The 17,858-nt window shown below is 58.3% G+C and carries 15 protein-coding genes, 1 tRNA gene, 1 pseudogene and 1 riboswitch; of the genes and pseudogenes, 13 read left to right on the forward strand and 4 right to left on the reverse strand.

Annotated elements, in window-relative coordinates:
* Positions 1–241: 241 nt before the first annotated feature.
* Together CIB54_RS06860 and ung are read right to left on the reverse strand one after the other, a co-directional pair.
* Positions 242–2,185, reverse strand: coding sequence for a hypothetical protein (locus tag CIB54_RS06860; protein ID WP_101219208.1), 1,944 nt, complete (start codon positions 2,183–2,185; stop codon positions 242–244).
* 191 nt (positions 2,186–2,376) lie between these two features.
* The gene (gene ung, locus CIB54_RS06865) at positions 2,377–3,069 is read right to left on the reverse strand and encodes a uracil-DNA glycosylase (RefSeq protein ID WP_101219210.1); all 693 of its coding nucleotides are present in this window, start codon (positions 3,067–3,069) and stop codon (positions 2,377–2,379) included.
* A gap of 135 nt (positions 3,070–3,204) precedes the next feature.
* Between ung and CIB54_RS06870 the strand changes: the two genes are divergently transcribed.
* Positions 3,205–4,317, forward strand: a complete 1,113-nt coding sequence (locus CIB54_RS06870) for an enoyl-CoA hydratase/isomerase family protein (RefSeq protein ID WP_065949274.1) — start codon at positions 3,205–3,207, stop codon at positions 4,315–4,317.
* Positions 4,318–4,321: 4 nt separating this feature from the next.
* On the opposite strand, the gene CIB54_RS06875 is transcribed toward CIB54_RS06870, so the two are convergent.
* Both CIB54_RS06875 and CIB54_RS27595 read right to left on the reverse strand, forming a co-directional pair.
* Positions 4,322–4,756 carry a DUF3757 domain-containing protein gene (locus CIB54_RS06875; RefSeq protein ID WP_065949275.1) on the reverse strand — a complete coding sequence of 145 codons (435 nt, stop codon included), beginning with the start codon at positions 4,754–4,756 and terminating at the stop codon, positions 4,322–4,324.
* A 146-nt stretch (positions 4,757–4,902) separates the two neighbouring features.
* Positions 4,903–5,274, reverse strand: coding sequence for a hypothetical protein (locus CIB54_RS27595; RefSeq protein WP_101219212.1), 372 nt, complete (start codon positions 5,272–5,274; stop codon positions 4,903–4,905).
* Positions 5,275–5,437: 163 nt separating this feature from the next.
* Positions 5,438–5,539: riboswitch (guanidine-I (ykkC/yxkD leader) on the forward strand.
* Positions 5,540–5,598: 59 nt separating this feature from the next.
* Here CIB54_RS27595 and CIB54_RS06890 point away from each other — a divergent pair.
* The 12 genes and pseudogenes from CIB54_RS06890 to CIB54_RS06945 all read left to right on the forward strand — a co-directional run bounded on the left by CIB54_RS06890 (position 5,599) and on the right by CIB54_RS06945 (position 17,768).
* Positions 5,599–6,666, forward strand: a complete 1,068-nt coding sequence (locus tag CIB54_RS06890; RefSeq protein WP_101219216.1) for a putative urea ABC transporter substrate-binding protein — start codon at positions 5,599–5,601, stop codon at positions 6,664–6,666.
* 11 nt (positions 6,667–6,677) lie between these two features.
* Complete coding sequence (locus CIB54_RS06895; RefSeq protein WP_065949277.1) at positions 6,678–7,493, forward strand: ABC transporter permease; 816 nt, start codon at positions 6,678–6,680, stop codon at positions 7,491–7,493.
* Entirely contained in the window at positions 7,490–8,254 is a 765-nt protein-coding gene (locus CIB54_RS06900; RefSeq protein ID WP_101219218.1) for an ABC transporter ATP-binding protein, read from the forward strand. Before CIB54_RS06895 ends, CIB54_RS06900 begins: the two co-directional genes overlap by 4 nt.
* Entirely contained in the window at positions 8,251–8,976 is a 726-nt protein-coding gene (locus tag CIB54_RS06905) for an urea amidolyase associated protein UAAP1 (RefSeq protein ID WP_065949279.1), read from the forward strand. The genes CIB54_RS06900 and CIB54_RS06905 overlap by 4 nt, the downstream gene beginning before the upstream one ends.
* A gap of 9 nt (positions 8,977–8,985) precedes the next feature.
* Entirely contained in the window at positions 8,986–9,615 is a 630-nt protein-coding gene (locus tag CIB54_RS06910) for an urea amidolyase associated protein UAAP2 (protein ID WP_101219220.1), read from the forward strand.
* A gap of 166 nt (positions 9,616–9,781) precedes the next feature.
* Positions 9,782–13,375 (forward strand): urea carboxylase, encoded by a 3,594-nt coding sequence (uca, locus tag CIB54_RS06915; protein ID WP_101219222.1) that lies wholly within the window; start codon positions 9,782–9,784, stop codon positions 13,373–13,375.
* Positions 13,376–13,423: 48 nt separating this feature from the next.
* Entirely contained in the window at positions 13,424–13,636 is a 213-nt protein-coding gene (locus CIB54_RS06920) for a cysteine-rich CWC family protein (protein WP_065949282.1), read from the forward strand.
* The gene (locus tag CIB54_RS06925) at positions 13,626–14,318 is read left to right on the forward strand and encodes a pseudouridine synthase (protein ID WP_101219225.1); all 693 of its coding nucleotides are present in this window, start codon (positions 13,626–13,628) and stop codon (positions 14,316–14,318) included. Before CIB54_RS06920 ends, CIB54_RS06925 begins: the two co-directional genes overlap by 11 nt.
* Positions 14,319–14,621: 303 nt before the next feature.
* Positions 14,622–15,506, forward strand: a complete 885-nt coding sequence (locus CIB54_RS06930) for an alpha/beta fold hydrolase (RefSeq protein ID WP_065949284.1) — start codon at positions 14,622–14,624, stop codon at positions 15,504–15,506.
* A gap of 134 nt (positions 15,507–15,640) precedes the next feature.
* Positions 15,641–15,714: transfer RNA gene (locus CIB54_RS06935), tRNA-Gly, on the forward strand.
* 88 nt (positions 15,715–15,802) lie between these two features.
* Positions 15,803–15,934 (forward strand): annotated as a pseudogene (locus CIB54_RS27940) (DUF6538 domain-containing protein); the annotation flags it as partial.
* A 1,051-nt stretch (positions 15,935–16,985) separates the two neighbouring features.
* Complete coding sequence (locus CIB54_RS06945; RefSeq protein WP_101219227.1) at positions 16,986–17,768, forward strand: site-specific integrase; 783 nt, start codon at positions 16,986–16,988, stop codon at positions 17,766–17,768.
* Positions 17,769–17,858: the final 90 nt, after the last annotated feature.

Here is a 17,858-nt window from a genome sequence, read left to right on the forward strand (position 1 = left end):
CCCCCTTCTCCCACACTGCACAGCCTGTCAAACTTGACAGCTGCATACTTATAAAAAATATGCTTCCAATTAAAACGCATTAATTGCGCAGCGTTTAATAGCCAGCTGATGAAGAAAACCAGCACCATTAATGCTATTTAATCTAAACCCTCGGCAACCGGCTCATCCTTCATCCTGTGAAGGTCTCTTTCACCTCGCATAAAAAAAGGGGCTTTCGCCCCTGTTAATGAAACTCCATTATTTATAAATTGCCGTCATGCGGCCCCAGGCACGTTCCACCGCCAGGTATTTTCAAGTTGATATAGATGAGTTTTCTGGAAGACAACCCGGTGTCCCCCGTTCTCTTGAACAACCGGTACCGCACCACCGCCGAGCCAAATCCCGGTACCAATCCCGGTGCGGTAATCAAGTCGAAAGGCAGAATGCGGATTGTCGCCTTGCGGTTGTTGTAATCATCCGTGGTCAGTTCATGCTCAAAATATACGTCAGTGCCTCGGAACGGTTCACCACTGCCGTCATTCGTCGGGTAACTTGCCCAGTATAAATGCACGATGTCGCCAGGCTCGAAATGGAACGCATGCCAGGGTATGCCGATCCATACGCCCTCATGAGGTGCCGGGTTGGTCCCACACGCGATAAAATTCTCGGTGCTGTCATTTAATAATAACGGGCTCTGCAAACCGGTCAGCGTATCAAGACGCACCCGCACCGAAGCGGAAGGACTGCGCTGTCGGTTTATGCCATTGTCTGTCCAGTAATAGACCTCGGCCAAGGCAATGGATGATGCCACCGCCCACGAAACCCATAAGGTGATCAAATCCCCGGCCCTATCGCCCGGCTGTACGGAGTAGGTATCGACGATACGGTCATCGCTGTTCCAGCACAGCTCCAGGTGTTCGCCAACTTCAGGGTCTACAAATAAACGCACCTCCACGGGCACGGGCCCCGGGCTGTCAGCGGAGGTCAGTGTATTGTCGCCCGTCACGCCTTTTACAATCGCAAGGGCCAACTTGCGATTGATCGGATCAGGCCCGCTCGGGTCAGGGCCGGCGACCCTTAAATCGATTTCATAGAAGCTGTCCGGTGAATTCCTGGAGGCTGTGCCTCGCTGATACACGTAGCGCACACGCAATGGGTAGCGCGTCGAGAAGCCGCCTGCCGCAACAATAGACCACGGCACGCTCACGGGAATCGGCCACGTCTGCACTTCTCCAATCGGCTTGATTTCGAGGGCATGCGTATTCCAGAAGGGATGAATTTCGTCCCCCGGCTCTGCCTCGCCTATGCGCGTGATGGCGACCGCCAACCCCTGCCTGACATCGTCCAGAGTGACTAACCCGTCCAGTTCAGCCGACTCGATAAAGGGGCGTGGCAAATCCGGCAGAACAACCGGGGAGGCGTTGAGCTTGGTCTCGTCGGAAAACTGCCCGACGTTCCCAGCCCGGTCTTCAAGCCGGCAGGAAGCGAACCTTTCACCTCGGCCACTGGCACGCACGTGCGCCTCAGGAATGAGGTAACGGATGGGCGCGCCCTGGTAGTGTTCTCTGGTAATCAAAAGCGTGCCTGCCAAGCCCTGATTCGGCAGAGCTGCGTAGAAGAAGTGGCATATATCCCCGATGCGCATATCGAACCAACGCACCAGCTCGACAGGTAAACCACCGTGCCTGACCAGATAGTCATCGGTAAGCTCATCGCGAGCCTCGTCATCAATCTGCAACTGCGGGCCAGGGTTGCCACCATTGGGCGGCGTTTTATCGACATTGACCAAGGTCGGAAACGAGTCGGTCGTGCCGATCAAAGACGCGCTGACCCTGTATGTCAGGCGACTGATACCGCCGCTGGACAGAATCGACATGGGTAGACGCTGCACCAACGGAAATACCGTGTCAGGGTCGTATGGGCCGTGAATATAAAAGGTGTGCACCGTATCATCGTCCCAACGATATTCCACCGTTGTCACCATTTCCCGCTCATGGAGATTGAATGGCCAGACCTTTGCGATCGTGACCTCCAGGTCCTGATCATGGAGCTGGACCGGTAACGTCCTGGCCGCTTCGTCCCATTCCAAAGGCAATGTCTGGGAAGGGTTGGGAGCGTCCAGTTCCAGTATCGTCGGGTCATCTACCCCTGGAGATCGCGGCCGCAGAGCGCGCTGGTGTCGTGCGGGTGAGTTCGAATCAGACATATCCACTCCTCCTTGAACAATCAATCGGTAATCGACCGAGACGGTCGGCACGCTCAGGTCTGGCTACTTATTGAATGCGCAAAAAAGTGCGGCGGATACTGTCAGATATAACAGGTGCCCGGCGTGACCGATGCACGGACACACCAGGGGGAAGGTCAAGCAAAGGGCGATGTGCCACCGCCCGATCATCTTCAGATGGGCGGCAACATCCAGTTGATCGGCGTCTCGCCATTCTGCTCAAGGAATTTGTTGGTGCGACTGAAATGCCCGCACCCGAGGAACCCGCGATACGCCGACAACGGCGACGGGTGCACCGAGGTCAGCATCAGGTGCTTGGTGGCATCGATCAGCTTCTGCTTGCTCTGGGCATGGGCGCCCCACAACAGAAACACCAAATGCGGCTGCTGCTCGCTGACCACCTCGATAACCCGATCGGTAAAAAACTGCCAGCCCTTGCCGGCATGGGCGTTGGCATTGGCGCGCTCCACGGTCAGGGTGGTGTTGAGCATCAGCACGCCCTGGTCGGCCCAGCTTTGCAGGTAGCCGTGGTTGGGGATATCGATATTCAGGTCACGCTTGAGTTCTTTATAGATATTGACCAGCGAGGGCGGCGCCGGCACGCCCGGTTGTACCGAAAAACACAGGCCGTGAGCCTGGCCGGGGCCGTGGTAGGGGTCCTGGCCGAGGATCACCACCTTGACCTTGTCCAGCGGCGTGGAATTGAGTGCATTGAAGATCAGTGGGCCCGGCGGATAAATCTCTTTGCCTGCGGCGTGTTCCTGGCGCAGAAACTCGCGCAGGTCGCCCATGTAGGGCTTGTCGAACTCCTCGCGCAGCGCGTGTTTCCAGCTGGGTTCGAGTTTGATGCGGTCGCCGTCGGTCATGATGAGGTCATCGAGTGAAAAACAATGGGCGAACCCTAGGAAAGCCGACCCCGCTTGTCAATTGGTCTGATACACCACCTCCAGTTTCCCACGGAGCGATCATACTGATCCTTCACCTTCTGGATTGAGGTCACGATGAACCTGCACTTCGAAGAACTCACCGGCAACCACGGTGCCCGCATCGGCATCGCCAGCCTGGATGCGCAACAATCGCTCAACGCCCTCTCCCTGCCGATGATCCTGGCCTTGGGCGAACGCCTGGATGCCTGGGCCAAGGACCCGAATATCGTCTGCGTATTGCTGCGCGGCAACGGCCCCAAGGCCTTTTGCGCAGGTGGCGAAGTGCGCAGCCTGGCGATGGCCTGCCGTGAACAACCTGGCGTTGTGCCCACCTTGGCCGCGCAATTTTTTGCCGCCGAGTACCGCCTCGACTATCGCCTGCATACCTACCCGAAACCGCTGATCTGCTGGGGTCACGGTTATGTGCTGGGCGGCGGGATGGGCCTGTTGCAGAGTGCGTCCGTGCGTATCGTGACGCCCAGCAGCCGTTTGGCCATGCCGGAAATCAGCATCGGCTTGTACCCGGACGTAGGCGCCAGCTGGTTTCTGTCGCGCCTGCCCGGAACGCTCGGCGTGTTCCTGGGCCTTACCGGTGCCCATATCAATGGCCGGGATGCCCTGGACCTGGGCCTGGCCGACCGTTTTCTGCGCGATGACCAGCAAGACGAATTGCTTGACGGCCTGCTCCAATTGAACTGGCAAGAACAGACCGCGATGCAGCTCAACAGCTTGCTCAAGGCCTTGGCCCAGGACGCCGTCCACCAGCTACCCGAGGCGCAATGGATGCCGCGCCGGGGGCAGATCGACGAATGGCTGGATGTGGGTGACGTGGCCAGTGCGTGGCGCGCGTTGAGCCTGCTCAAGGATCACGCCGACCCACTCCTGGCCCGCGCCGGCAAGACCCTCAGTGAGGGCTGCCCGCTGACGGCGCACCTGGTGTGGGAGCAGATCCGACGCGCCCGTCATTTGTCGTTGGCCCAGGTGTTCCAGATGGAATACACGCTGAGCCTCAATTGTTGCCGCCACCCGGAATTTGCCGAAGGTGTACGCGCAAGGCTGATCGATAAGGATCAGGCGCCCCGCTGGCATTGGCCGGATATCAATACCATTCCCGAGGCGGTGGTGCAGGCGCACTTCAACAAGGCATGGGAAGGTAGGAATCCTCTGGCAGACCTGTCTGATTATTGACAGCTTATCGCCGATTCTCCTTAACGTTAAAAGCACAGTTACCCGGTTGATTTTCCTTGCACAGATAAACCAGTTGGTCGAACGAGGCGTTATCGCGCTCCCAATGCAAGCTGTCCACCAACGACATGCCGCTGACCACGCCTGACAGGCACGGGCGCAATACGACAAGCTCGTCGCGCTGATTGGTGTACACACACTTTTCCACCAGCCCGTTCCTTCGATCATCACCCTTTTCCGGCGCAAACACCGCGCCTGAAAAGGCGTGTATGAACTCGCCGGGTTCAACCTTCGGACCTTGCCACAGCATGCCGCCGGCCTGGTACAGGAAATAACCTGTGCCCGTCTGGATCTCCGACTTGTCTGGACAGAACTGGCTGCCTTGCACCTGGCCAGCCATACAGACAACCAGTAAAAGCATGTACATCAAGTGTTTGAGCATGGATGCCCCCTTCGATAACCACACTGCTTCTCCCGCAGTGAAATATATCTCCGGCCTCAAAGCTAGCTGTTAATTCTGACAGTACCGACAAACGGCGGGCAAAAAAAAACGGCGCATCATGCGCCGCTTTTTTCAAAACCTTTTTGTCAGCGGTGACCTCCGCGTCCACCGCCATGATCGCCACCACGCCCGTGCCCGCCGTTGCCCCACCGATTGTCTCCCCATCCCTGGTTTGGATACGGCCGATAGGCAGACCTTGGATAGTAACGTGGCGCGGGTTGGTAATAACGCGGCGCCGAGTAATAGCGGGGAGCCGAGTAATAGCGGGGAGCCGAATAGTAGCGTGGCGCGGGTGTGTAATAGCTGGGCCCGTAGTAACGAGGACCGCCGTAATAGTAGGCGGGTGCCGGTGCGGTGTAGACCTCGGAGCGATAGTAAGTGGTACCTCCATCGTAATAGGGCACGCACGCTGACAGGGTCAGGCCGAGTAATGCAGTGAGCAGCAGTCGTCGATACATGGCGGCCTCCTGGACCGCGGAAGAGCACCTCCAGCGACGCTGGGGGGCGTGATCCGATTTATCATCGAATAACGAAATATCTGACAGTTAAATACGATTTTAGTGCGGTTCGTTCCCGCCTGTTTCCTGAAGGATGAGGCACAGATTCGCGGCACCACAACCAGCAATGGCCGACTAGGGTTCCGGCTCGTCAACAGCGAGTGACTGGTCCGAGAGTGGGCGACCTCCAGTCGAGGTTACACGGCGGGATAAAAGCCCGGGAGATCAGCCACCGTTCGCGGTGCCGCGTTGCGCCTGCTCGCCCTTGACTCAGCGGAACCGCCCATGAACTCGACCTGTTTGAACGCTCTGCTCGCCGCGCTATTGACTGCCATGATGAGCATCCAAGCCCATGCCGCCGTAAAAAACCACTTCAGCGTCTGCTGGACCATCTACGCCGGTTGGATCCCCTGGGAGTACGCCGGCAGCCAGGGCATTCTCGACAAATGGGCAAGGAAGTACGGCATCACCATCGACATGGTGCAGCTCAACGACTATGTGGAATCCATCAATCAGTACACCGCAGGTCAGTTTGACGGCTGCACCATGACTAACATGGACGCGCTGACCATCCCCGCTGCCGGCGGCGTAGACAGCACAGCGTTGGTGGTCAGCGACTTTTCAAACGGCAACGATGGCGTGGTGATCAAGGGCGCCGGCAAGACCCTGGCCGACCTCAAGGGCATGAAAGTCAACCTGGTGGAACTCTCGGCGTCCCACTATCTGCTGGCTCGCGCCTTGCAAGCGGCCGGTCTGACAGAGAAAGACCTGAGCGTCGTCAACACCTCTGACGCCGACATTGCCGCAGCCTTCGACACCGATCAGGTGCAGGCCGTCGTCACCTGGAATCCGATGCTGTCGCAAATCAAGGCCAGGCCCGGAGTAACCGAAGTGTTCGACACAAGCAAGGTGCCCGGTGAGTTCATGGACATGATGGTGGTCAACACTCAGGTCCTGCAGGACAACCCTGGCTTGGGCAAAGCCCTCACCGGCGCCTGGTTCGAGGTGGTCGCGCTGATGAACGCCAAAAGCGCCGCCAGTGCTCAAGCGCTTGAACATATGGCCAAGACGTCCGGCACCGATCTAACAGGCTATCAAGCGCAACTGGACACCACCAAGCTGTTCGCCACGCCACAGGACGCCCTGGCCTTCGTCACCAGCGCGCAATTGCCGGCAACCATGCACAAGGTCGCTGAATTCTCCTTTACACACGGTCTGCTGGGCGAGGGCGCCCGGGACAGCGGCGCCGTAGGCATGAGCTTCGCCAATGGAACGACCAGCGGCAACACTGCCAACCTCAAGCTGCGTTTCGATCCCACTTACGTACAAATGGCTGCTGACGGCACGCTGTAGGAGAACTGGCCATGCGTTTGATAAACCGTCGCCCGAATCGCTCCAGCCGTGTGCTGTTGATGCTGCTGCCGTTCGCTCTGTTGCTGTTCGCCTACTTCGCAGGCTCGGCGGAGCGCCTCGCGGACAATCCCAACGACAAACTGCTGCCCAGCGCCGGGCAAATGGCTGAGGCCGTCGCACGCTTGGCGTTCAGCGAGGATAGTCGCACCGGTAAATACATATTGTGGCAAGACAGCGCATCGAGCCTGCGCCGCTTGGGTATTGCCTTGGGTATCAGCGCGTTGGTAAGTCTTTGCCTGGGGATGTTTTGCGGCACATTGCCGCTGGTCAGTGCCTCGTTGTCGCCGCTGCTGACCGTGCTGTCGATGGTGCCGCCCCTGGCGATCCTGCCGATCCTGTTTATCGTATTCGGCCTGGGGGAACTGTCGAAGGTCGTGCTGATCATTATCGGCATTACGCCAGCCCTGGCCCGCGACCTGGAGCAGCGTGCGCGCGAGATCCCGGTCGAGCTTCTGGTCAAGGCGCAAGCCCTGGGCGCGTCCACATGGACACTGATGTTACGCGTGGTGTTGCCGCAGTTGCTGCCTCGCCTGCTGATTTCACTGCGCTTGATATTGGGCTCGGCCTGGTTGTTCCTGATTGCCGCCGAAGCCATAGCCTCCACCGACGGCCTGGGGTACCGAATCTTCCTGGTACGTCGCTACCTGGCGATGGACGTGATTGTGCCCTACGTCGCATGGGTCACCCTGTTGGCCTGGTTGATGGACTGGTGCTTGCTGGCCCTGGCCCGACGCGCTTTTCCCTGGTACGAAGGAGCGCGGGCATGAGTTTTATCAGCGTCAACAATGTATGGCAGCGCTACGGCACCCAAGTCGTACTTGAAAACTTCAACCTGCACGTGGCCGAAGGCGAATTCTGCGCACTGGTCGGTCCGTCCGGATGCGGTAAATCCACATTCCTGCGCCTTTTGTTGGGACAGGAAACCGCCTGCAAGGGCCAGATCCTGTTGGCAGGCCAGCCCCTGGCCGCCGAGCCGGATGCCAGCCGCGGCGTGGTCTTCCAGCGCTACTCAGTGTTCCCGCACTTGACCGTGCTGGATAACGTCGCCCTGGGCCTGGAGCTGCCGCGCTCGCGCGTGCTCGGGAGGTTGTTTGGCAAAGCCAGGCAGAAGGCGCGCGAACAGGCCGCCGAACTGCTGCACAAAGTCGGCCTCGACCACGCCCTGCGCAAATATCCGGCGCAGCTCTCCGGCGGCATGCAACAACGCCTGGCCATCGCCCAGGCGCTGATCATGAAGCCGCGTGTGTTGCTGTTGGACGAACCCTTCGGCGCCCTCGACCCTGGCATTCGCAAAGACATGCACTCGCTGCTGCTGGAGCTGTGGTACGAGACCCGACTGACCGTATTCATGGTCACCCACGATTTGAACGAAGGCTTCAGCCTTGGTACGCGCTTACTGGTATTCGACAAGGTGCACGTCGATCCACTGCGTCCTGGCGCCCATGGTGCCCGTATTACCTTCGATATCCCTTTGAACAGCGAGCGCCGCAAGGCATTCATCGCGCAACCAGGAGTGATGTGCACATGAACGATTCCATCCAACCGTTGCGGCCATTTGCCGAAGAACTGCTGCCCGGCGGCGGCCACCGATCCTTTGTGCTCAAGCGCGGCCAATTGCTGCGCCTCACTGACCTGCACGGCAGTGCCAACGTCAGCCTGACGTTGCTCAACGCCAATGAAAAAACCGAACGCCTGAACCTGCCTGACAGCCTCAAATGCCAGCACACTGCCAAGCTCACCGCAGGCCATTGTCTGTACTCGGACATGGGCCGTGTGCTTGCCGCGATCACCGCAGACACCTGCGGCTGGAGCGACAGCATCGGCGGCGTGCTGTGCGCATCGGAGGTCGCCGAGAAATACGGACAGGGCCGTTATCAGGAACTGCGTAATGGCTTCTACCGCAACGGCACCGACAACCTGCTGGTCGAGCTGGGCAAGTGGGGACTGGGGCTGTCCGATCTGTTGATGACCCTCAACCTCTTCAGCAGAGTCAACGTGGACGAAGACGGCGGTTTGCACTTTGTGCCGGACAATTCAAAAGCTGGCGACTACATCGAACTCTACGCACCGATGGATACGCTGGTGGTGCTGACCGCGCTGCAACATCCGATGGATCCCAACCCCGCTTACGCCCCGCGACCGCTGAAGCTGAGCTGGATGAACGCCGCCCCCAGCGTCGCCGAGCACTGCCGCACTTCGCGCCCGGAAAACGAGCGCGGTTTCATCAACACCGAGCGCCTGTTCGCTTGAGGAACTGCCATGTCTGATGCACTGAAACAAGCGGATGCAGCCGTGTACCGCGCCACTATCCCCGCCGGCGAGCCGTGGCTGATGCAGATCAAGGCCGGCCAGACCCTGCGCATCCTCGACCTGGAGGGCAACCAGGCTGTCGACACGCTGTTCTACAACGCACAAAACCCCAGGGAACGCTACGACGTGCAACGCACCCTGCGGCGCCAGAACCGCGTTTACCTCAGCGTCGGCAGCGTGCTGTATTCCAACCTTGGACAGCCGATGCTGACCCTTGTGCACGACACCTGCGGACGCCACGACACACTGGGCGGCGCATGCGCCCAAGAGAGCAATACCGTGCGCTACGCCCTGGACAAACGCTACATGCACAGTTGCCGAGACAACTACCTGCGCGCCTGCGTCAATGACGGTCGCCTGGGCAAACGCGACATCGGTGCGAACATCAACTTCTTCATGAACGTGCCGGTGACGACCGACGGCGGGCTGACCTTCGAAGACGGTATTTCCGCACCCGGCAAATATGTCGACCTGCGCGCGGAAATGGACGTGATCGTGCTGATCTCCAATTGCCCACAGCTTAACAATCCCTGCAACGCCTACCGGCCAACCCCTGCGCAGGTGCTGGTATGGGATTGAAACTCAAGCGCCTGCGCACATGGTTGTTTGCCCTGTGCCAAGCTCGCAGCAGGCAGTGCCTCAAATAACGACCTCGCGCCGTGGACGACCTCGGCGCACCTAATTATGCGGGACGACCCGCAGCCCAGGACAAGGCTGATCAGCTGTCAGCCTGTGGGGTATTGTCATGTTCAAAAAACTGTTGATCGCCAATCGTGGCGCCATTGCCTGCCGTATTCTGCGCACCTTGCGTGAATTGCAGGTCAAGGGTATCGCCGTCTATGCCGAAGCCGATGCGGCGAGCTTGCATATCCAGCAAGCCGACGAGGCCTACAGCCTCGGTGAAGGGACCGCGGCCACCACCTACCTGGCGGCGGAAAAACTGCTCGCTACCGCCAAGGCCTGTGGCGCCGGCGCGATTCATCCCGGCTACGGCTTTCTGTCGGAAAACGCCGCGTTTGCACAGGCCTGTGAAGATGCAGGCATGGTCTTTATCGGCCCAACGCCTGAACAACTGCGACTATTTGGCCTGAAGCACACCGCTCGTGCGCTGGCCAGGCAACAGCGGATTCCATTGCTCGAAGGCAGTGAACTGCTCGACAGTCTCTACGACGCACTGTTGGCCGCCGACAGCGTGGGATACCCGGTCATGCTCAAAAGTACCGCCGGTGGCGGCGGCATTGGCATGCGGATCTGCCGCAACCCGCAGGAGCTGGGCGACGGCTTCGAAATCGTCAAACGCCTGGGCCAAAACAATTTCGGCGACACCGGTGTGTTTATCGAGAAATACATCCAGCACGCGCGTCACCTGGAAGTACAGATATTTGGCGACGGGACAGGCCAAGTGATCGCTCTGGGCGTACGTGACTGCTCGGTGCAAAGACGTCACCAGAAAGTCCTTGAAGAAACCCCTGCACCCAACCTGCCCACGGGCATGAACGAGGCCCTGTGCTCGGCGGCCATCACCCTGGGCAAAGCCGTGAATTACCGCAGCGCCGGCACCGTGGAGTTCATCTTCGACAGTGAGGATGGACGCTTCTACTTCCTGGAAGTGAACACACGCTTGCAGGTAGAGCATGGCGTGACCGAACAAGTGTGGGGCGTCGACCTGGTACGTTGGATGGTGTTGCTGGCAGCAGGTGACATGCCGCCGTTGAGCGAATTGGCACTCAGCCCCAGCGGCCATGCGATTCAGGCACGTGTGTATGCAGAAGACCCTGGGCGCAATTTCCAGCCGAGCCCGGGGCTGTTGACCTGCGTGGAGTTTCCGGCCGCCGAAGGCCTGCGTATCGACACCTGGGTACAAGCCGGCTGCGAAATCCCGCCCTACTTCGACCCCCTGATCGCCAAGCTTATTACCTGGGCACCTACCCGCGAACAGGCGCGCCTGGCGTTGCACCAGGCGTTAAGCGACAGCCGGCTCTACGGTGTGGAAACCAACCGCGATTACCTGCGCCAGATTTTACTCACGGCGCCCTTCGCCAGTGGCCGGCCGTGGACCCGTTGCCTCGACAGCCTGATCTACACCGCCCATACGTTCGAGGTCATCAGCCCCGGCACGCAAACCAGCGTGCAGGACTACCCCGGCCGCCTGGGTTACTGGGCCGTAGGGGTGCCGCCATCGGGGCCCATGGACAGCCGCGCGTTACGCTTGGGCAATCGTCTGCTGGGCAACAGCGAGGGCGCCGCCGCGCTGGAAATCACCATGAGCGGCCCGCTGCTGCGCTTCAATTGCGCGACGGTGGTGGCGGTGACAGGCGCAGACATTGCGCTGCTGCTCAACGAGCAGACAGTGCCGATGAATACCGCGCTATTGATCGAGGCAGGCTCGGTCCTGAGCCTGGGTACGATCACCGGTGCAGGTGCGCGCAGTTACCTGTGTCTGCGCGGTGGGTTGCAGGTACCGGATTATCTGGGCAGCAAAAGCACCTTCACCCTCGGTCTGTTTGGCGGTCATGGCGGGCGGGCGCTGCGTGCCGGTGACGTGTTGCATGTACGGCCGCTGGAGGATCGCAGTGCGGGGCAGACACAGAGTGCCGAGCCGCTGCCCGCTGTGCGCACGCTGCGTGTGATCTACGGCCCACACGGCGCGCCGGAATACTTCACGCAGCAATACATCGACATGTTCTTCGCCGCACAATGGGAAGTGCATTTCAATTCCAGTCGTACCGGTGTGCGATTGATCGGGCCCAAGCCTGTATGGGCGCGAACGGACGGCGGTGAAGCGGGCCTGCACCCCTCCAATATCCACGACAATCCCTATGCCGTCGGCACCGTGGATTTTACCGGAGACATGCCAGTGATCCTTGGCCCGGATGGGCCAAGCCTCGGTGGGTTTGTATGCCCGGTGACGGTGATCGAGGCGGACCTGTGGCAACTGGGACAGCTCAAGGCGGGAGACAAGCTCAGGTTCGAGGCGGTCGACCTCGAGACTGCTCGCGCTCTCGCCTTGAAGTGGGACCGCTGTGAGGGCTGGCCTGCCCTCGTTGAAGCGCGCGAGTGCAGCCGCAACACGGTCCCAGTGAGAATGGCATCACCTGTGGTGCTGGACATCGGCGAAGCTGACGTGCGCCTCGTCGTCCGTCTGGCCGGCGACACTCACCTGCTTCTGGAAATCGGCGCTCCCGAACTTGACCTGGTGCTACGTTTTCGCGCCCACGCCTTGATGCAAGCCTTTGAAGCTCGAGCATTGCAGGGTGTCATTGACCTGACCCCAGGCATCCGCTCCGTGCAAATCCACTATCAACCGGAACAATTGCCGTTGGCCGATCTGCTACCGCTGATCATCGCGGATTGGGCCTGCGTGTGCGCCAGGCAAAACCTGCAAGTTCCCTCTCGCATCGTCCACCTGCCGTTATCCTGGGACGACCCGGCTTGCCAGCTGGCCATCGACAAATACATGACCACGGTGCGCCAGGACGCGCCGTGGTGCCCGAGCAATCTCGAGTTCATTCGCCGCATCAACGATCTGGTCAGCCTGGATGAAGTTCGCCACACCGTGTTTAACGCCAGCTACCTGGTAATGGGCCTGGGCGACGTCTATCTCGGCGCGCCGGTCGCGACCCCCCTGGACCCCAGGCATAGGCTGGTGACCACCAAATACAACCCGGCGCGCACCTGGACTGCTGAAAACTCGGTGGGCATCGGCGGCGCTTACTTGTGTGTCTATGGCATGGAAGGTCCGGGCGGCTATCAGTTTGTGGGGCGAACCCTGCAGATGTGGAATCGCTATCGCGACGTCGCGGCATTCAGGGGCAAGCCGTGGTTACTGCGTTTTTTCGACCAGATCCGTTTTTATCCGGTGAGCGCCGAAGAACTGCTGCAGATACGCCGCGACTTCCCGCTCGGGCGCTTTGAACCGACCATTGAAGACAGCCAGTTGGACCTGATCACGTATCAGCAATTTCTGGCGCAGGAAGCCGCGGCAATCGATGTCTTTCGCCAACGGCAAAAAAGGGCTTTCGATGCCGAACGCGAGCGCTGGCTTGCCGGCGGCCTGGCGCATTTGGAGAGCGAGGCCCTGGCAGCGCCATTGGCGCAAGACAAACCGTTACACGCCAATCAGTACAGCGTCGACAGCCACATTGCGGGCGGGCTCTGGCAAGTCCGGGTATCGGCCGGAGAGCACGTTGCAGCCGGCGATGTGCTGGTAGTGCTGGAATCCATGAAGATGGAGATCCCGGTGTTGGCACCGTTTGCCGGTGTGGTACGTGACGTTGCCGTGCAGCCGGGCAGTGGCATCAGCGCCGGCCAAAGGTTAGTGGTGCTGGAGCGGGATTGAGCGACGCTGTATTGTGCGGGGACTTTCAAGGCCCGGCATGACCGTCCAATGAACACCCCAACCCTTTGCCCCGCCTGCGGTGCCCGTAACGACTGCAGCCTGGCCGACCCGCGCACGGCCGGCCAGGCCTGCTGGTGCTACAGCGTCACCATCGACCCGGCGGTGCTCCAGGCGCTGCCCGACGAACTGCGCGACAAGGCCTGCCTGTGCCCGCGTTGCGCCCAGGTAGACCAACAGTTGCGTCACCGCGATGCGCCTTGATCGCTTCCTCAGTAACCTGCCACGGTTCAATCGCAAGCACGTGCGGCGGCTGTTGGCCGAACGCCGGGTAACGGTGGACGGTGCAACGGTATGCGACCCGCTTCATGAGGTGCGCACGTTCAGCAGCGTGCGCGTGGACGGTGAAGTGCTGCAGCCGGGCAAACCTGCCCGTTATTTCATGCTGCACAAGCCGCAAGGGTGCGTCAGCGCTACGTCCGATGCGCAACACCGTACCGTGCTCGATCTGCTCGATGAACCGCACAAGGACGCACTGCATATCGCCGGGCGCCTGGACTACAACACCACCGGGCTGATGGTGATCACCAATGACGGCCAGTGGTCGCGACGCCTGACGCAACCGGCAACCAAGTTGCCCAAGGTGTATCGGGTGGAAACCGAGCAGGACATCGGCCCTGACTATGCGGCGGTCTTCAGGGCGGGCCTGTACTTCGCCTTCGAAGACCTCATCACCCAACCCGCCGAGCTGGAGTTACTGGGACCGAGGACGGCGCGCTTGAGCATCATCGAAGGCCGCTATCACCAGGTGAAACGCATGTTCGGCCATTTTGATAACAAAGTGACAGCCCTGCATCGCGAGCGCATGGGCCCGCTGCACCTGGATGCAGCGCTTGCGCCGGGCGAGTATCGGGCGCTGACTGACGAGGAAATCCGTCTCGTCTGACGACCGCTCAGCCGCTGATGGCAAAAAACCAGCTGCGCCGCTGGCGACATCCCCAGGCTGTGCTTGAATCAAGATCACCCGTCGGATGATGACTGGCGGGTCACCTATAACCTCCAAGAAACACCTTGCCGCGCCCGCGCTTGATTACGGGCCGTCCCGGCAAACATCCCGCCCTGACAACCGCTGTCGGCCAGCCGCAATCGGACCGACATGGGCGCTCGGCTTCCAGGCGTATGCCTACCTGTCATAAAGCTCGTGCAAAGTCATTTGCGCGCCCTACCCGCTTGCCAGGAGTCTTACGACATGAGGCCAGAAATCGCTGTGTTGGATATACAGGGTCAATACCGGGTTTACACGGAGTTCTATCGCGCCGATGCCGCTGACAAGACCATCATCCTGGTCAATGGCTCGATGGCCACCACGGCCTCTTTCGCCCAGACCGTGAAAAGCCTGTACCCGCAATTCAATGTGGTGTTGTACGACCAGCCTTATGCCGGCCGTTCCAAAATACACAACCGCCACGAGCGGATGCTGACCAAGGAAGTCGAAGGCCAGATCCTGCTGGAACTCATCGACCGCTTTGCCGCCGAACACGTGCTCTCCTTCTCCTGGGGCGGCGCCGCCACGCTGTTCGCCCTCGCTCAACGCCCGCAACGCGTCGAAAAGGCCGTGATCAGCTCGTTCTCCCCGGTGATCAACGCACCGATGCGTGATTATCTGGAGCGCGGCGTCGACTACCTCGGCAATCTGGAGCGCGACCGCGTCGGCCACCTGGTCAACAGCACCCTCGGCAAGCACCTGCCGTCGCTGTTCAAGCGCTTCAACCACAAGCACGTGAGCAGCCTGGCCGAGCATGAGTACGGGCAGATGCATTTCCACATCAGCCAAGTGCTTTACAGCGACCGGTTGTGCTACCTCAAGGCAGCCAGGCAGATCGACATTCCGGTGCTGTTCGTGAACGGCGAATGGGACGAGTACACCAGCGCAGGCGATGCCAGGCTGTTCGGCCAGCATGTGAAAAACAGCAGCTTCAGCACGGTTCAGGCGACGGGGCATTTCCTGGATATGGAGCATAAAGCGGCGTGCCGGGACAGCCGGGAGGCGGTGGTGGGCTTTTTGAAAGGGCAGCGGCCGGTGAGTCGGTTACGCTGTCAGCCAGGTCAGACGCAACATGCCTTTGCGGTCTGAAATGCGACCCACTGTAGGAGCGCGCTCCTGCAGTGGCACCGCCTATCGGCAAGCGGTGCGAGCGCAACGTGCGATTTTTTCGAAGAAAAACTTCAAATCCGGGTGAACATCTGGTACAAAGTCAGCCGCTTTGAGCGGGTATAGTTTAGTGGCAAAACGAAAGCTTCCCAAGCTTTAGTTGAGGGTTCGATTCCCTCTACCCGCTCCACTTCTCTTCTAACTCACTGATTTCCTAGAAATCTAGTGGGTAGAAAGCGAGATAGTCACGTAGTCCTCCTACAAAGGGCTCCTACAACGTGACGCAGCGCAACAACCTCTACCGCCGTTCGAGCGGAATCTACGTCCTTCGCATCACCGTCCCGGCTCGCTATCGCGTTCAATTGGGTCAAAGAGAAATTCACACGTCTACTCGAACCACTGATCTCAGCTCAGCAAAAGCTGTAGCATCGCACCTAATTGCGCGGTGGCATTCATGCATAAGTGAGCTGAAAAAAGTGAATGAGACGAAAGTGATTGAGGGAAGCCCTCTGCTAGCAGGACCCGGACTAATCAGCATCCAAGATTTTTGCGATACCTTTGAGGTTGAGCCCGCGCTGGTGCTTGGAGAGATCCTCAACCACAAAATTCTCATCGTGTGCAGGCTGAATGCCCATCCAATATATTGGGTTGACGATTACACAATAGTGGACCGGCAAGAAGATACCGGCGGCTTTGTCTTGGACAGTGCATTTGAGTTGGGCATACAGCAAACCTTCACTGGACACCTCAGACCTTTCCATCGCAGCCATACGATTGCAAATATAATTGAATGTGGTTACTCCGACGAAACTGCGTTTCGCTTCAAGCTAAATACTCGGACAGCAGCCTTCTGTGACCTACCCGGTATACGGTTTACTACCAGCTCGGTTTTTATCACAAAGATTCAGGCCGAAAGAATCAGGGCTCCTTGGATAAAAGTCTTAGCGGACAAAGCGGCGTCACTAGCCTCCACCTCAGCCCCAACGGCAGTCATTTCCGCCACCTCGGCTCCACCATCACTACCTTATGAATGCTGTAGATCGGATCGTGCCAAAGAACTCGCTTCGTCTTTAATGGATCAGTTCCTGTCGAGGAAACAAATCAAGTGGAAGCCCGATCAGCAGAAGAGAATGGCTACCCAATGTGGTGCATTTGTAGACCTCATGAACGATCCTCCATTGGGAGCTCTAAACCGACAACTGATTTGGGACTACGAGGCAAAACTTCGGAAAATGCCTGAAAATAGGTATAGCGCAGCTCGTCGCCATAAAACACAAGACGCAAATAAACTACTCGCTATGGCCGAAGAACATGGAGAGAGTCGCCTTTCATCTGCGAGTGTTGAGCGCTACATGGACTCACTGTCCAGTATGTTCTCATGGGCGGTTGACAATATGATTCTCACTTTGAATCCGGCAAAAAGAGCGATTGAAAAATCGAAAAAAACCACCCGAAACCAAGATGACCGCTTCTTATTTGAAAAACCATATCTGGACAAGATTTTTTTCCGCTTCTTGGTTTTCAACAGGAACAGGCGAAAGAAACAAACACGGAAGATTATATCAGTTCCGCCCTCATTTCTACTGGCTTCCCCTTCTCGGACTTTACACCGGAGGCAGAATAAATGAGCTCTGCCAACTGTATATCGGCGACATAAAACAATCAGAGTCCGGCATATATTACCTGGACTTTAATCTCGACACCCCTGACAAAACAGACATCGACGGACAGGATAGTATAAAAAGCAACAAAACAGATAAAACATTAAAAACTGTAAACTCTAAAAGAATCACCCCTCTACACTCTCACCTGATCAAGCTGGGATTTCCAGCTTATATAAAATCGCTATCTGATGCCGGCCATAAGCGCCTGTTTCCAGAACTCAAGCGGGACGCAATTAAAGGTTATGGCAAACCAGCAGGCAGCTGGTTTAATGAACGCTTTCTTGGAAAACAATTACATATACCGCTTGATGGAAAACGCACCTTCCACTCTTTCAGGCACAATTTTATCACTGCATTAAATGAGCAAGGGGTGCCATCCGACATCATTGCTCAATTGGCAGGCCATAGCAGAGGTGCAACAGAAACCACTGGCCGATATAGGAAGGATGCCGAGGCAGAACGACTACTGACTTACATAGAGTTATTAAATTATGAACTACCACTTATAAAACCGCTCATCATTTCGGACGGACTGGATGCGATAAGCGATGCTCTAAGGCGAAAGACTCAACCTCTCTGATCGAAAAAATAATTGTGCGAGACAAATGTCTAAATATACTAGAGAGGAGACAAAAATTACTCATCTCCTCCCTAGTCCGCACTCAAACGA

It is taken from the genome of Pseudomonas fluorescens (genome assembly GCF_002837185.1).
In the GTDB taxonomy this organism is placed as follows: domain Bacteria; phylum Pseudomonadota; class Gammaproteobacteria; order Pseudomonadales; family Pseudomonadaceae; genus Aquipseudomonas; species Aquipseudomonas fluorescens_AM.

Coding starts and splice junctions, on each gene's coding strand:
- CIB54_RS06860 (WP_101219208.1), bottom strand. CDS start 2,185: ATGTCTGATTCGAACTCACCCGCACGACACCAGCGCGCTCTGCGGCCG.
- ung (WP_101219210.1), bottom strand. CDS start 3,069: ATGACCGACGGCGACCGCATCAAACTCGAACCCAGCTGGAAACACGCG.
- CIB54_RS06870 (WP_065949274.1), top strand. CDS start 3,205: ATGAACCTGCACTTCGAAGAACTCACCGGCAACCACGGTGCCCGCATC.
- CIB54_RS06875 (WP_065949275.1), bottom strand. CDS start 4,756: ATGCTCAAACACTTGATGTACATGCTTTTACTGGTTGTCTGTATGGCT.
- CIB54_RS27595 (WP_101219212.1), bottom strand. CDS start 5,274: ATGTATCGACGACTGCTGCTCACTGCATTACTCGGCCTGACCCTGTCA.
- CIB54_RS06890 (WP_101219216.1), top strand. CDS start 5,599: ATGAACTCGACCTGTTTGAACGCTCTGCTCGCCGCGCTATTGACTGCC.
- CIB54_RS06895 (WP_065949277.1), top strand. CDS start 6,678: ATGCGTTTGATAAACCGTCGCCCGAATCGCTCCAGCCGTGTGCTGTTG.
- CIB54_RS06900 (WP_101219218.1), top strand. CDS start 7,490: ATGAGTTTTATCAGCGTCAACAATGTATGGCAGCGCTACGGCACCCAA.
- CIB54_RS06905 (WP_065949279.1), top strand. CDS start 8,251: ATGAACGATTCCATCCAACCGTTGCGGCCATTTGCCGAAGAACTGCTG.
- CIB54_RS06910 (WP_101219220.1), top strand. CDS start 8,986: ATGTCTGATGCACTGAAACAAGCGGATGCAGCCGTGTACCGCGCCACT.
- uca (WP_101219222.1), top strand. CDS start 9,782: ATGTTCAAAAAACTGTTGATCGCCAATCGTGGCGCCATTGCCTGCCGT.
- CIB54_RS06920 (WP_065949282.1), top strand. CDS start 13,424: ATGAACACCCCAACCCTTTGCCCCGCCTGCGGTGCCCGTAACGACTGC.
- CIB54_RS06925 (WP_101219225.1), top strand. CDS start 13,626: ATGCGCCTTGATCGCTTCCTCAGTAACCTGCCACGGTTCAATCGCAAG.
- CIB54_RS06930 (WP_065949284.1), top strand. CDS start 14,622: ATGAGGCCAGAAATCGCTGTGTTGGATATACAGGGTCAATACCGGGTT.
- CIB54_RS06945 (WP_101219227.1), top strand. CDS start 16,986: ATGACCGCTTCTTATTTGAAAAACCATATCTGGACAAGATTTTTTTCC.